Below are 774 nucleotides of genomic sequence, written 5' to 3' on the forward strand. Positions count from 1 at the left end.
TTTTTTAGTTATGTTTCACATATCATCATCATCAGGTGATGTGCCGTCTGTCGTATGCTATCGTGGATCTCCACAAATCTCTGTCTTTGGTGTTTGCTATCATCTCAGATGTTGACGCTCTTCCGTGCCATGAAGTAAGGCTATCTTATCTCCCTTTCTTCCTCTGTCTCGTCTACCCTCGATTTTACCGGTTGTCTGTTGTCTATTCCCAGGTGGAAGATGTAGTTGGCTGTCCACTCTTGCCGTTAAGCGTAGGGATGGGAGCTTTAATTTGCGTTCTAGGGCCAGATGAGTCGCCCTTGTTGTGTTATATCCGTGTTTATGTAGTGTGGTCTTGATATTGTCTATCCATTTTTTTCTTGGTCTTCCCTTGGCTCTATTACCTGATCTCAGTTTCAGTTTGGAATATCTTCATTGCACTCCGGACATGTCCATAGGTGCTCCGATCTCCTTCGCAATATCTCCAACAGCGTCCAGCGACTGACCGTACCAGTTCGATTTTGATTGATGAGCCTACTCACGTACCTGTTATGCTGTTCTTTTCTTGCTACTCCAATCTTCAAACCCAGCTCCTGCAATCTAGTAGTTGACGTGGATTGGTTTAAATGAAAATCTTCTTTGCGGCCACACTCTATGAGGGCGTTCACAATATCAGCTCTATCCATTGGCTGGCCGTTTATTCTTTGTTTCTCAATGTAATTCAAGCAAGGTTCTGTGCCAACTTTCTTTCTTATGCTGATGTTGGTGACTGTCTTTTCTGGTGCTGTTAGTAAC

The 774-nt window shown here is 43.8% G+C and carries 1 protein-coding gene; it reads right to left on the bottom strand.

The annotated features are described in order from the left end of the window. Positions 1 to 395 precede the first annotated feature (395 nt). Positions 396 to 774, bottom strand: a 379-nt coding sequence (locus tag AC1VNY_RS42500; protein ID WP_482409669.1) for a hypothetical protein, incomplete at its 5' end; no start/stop codon positions are given.

This window comes from Bradyrhizobium ferriligni, assembly GCF_056837965.1.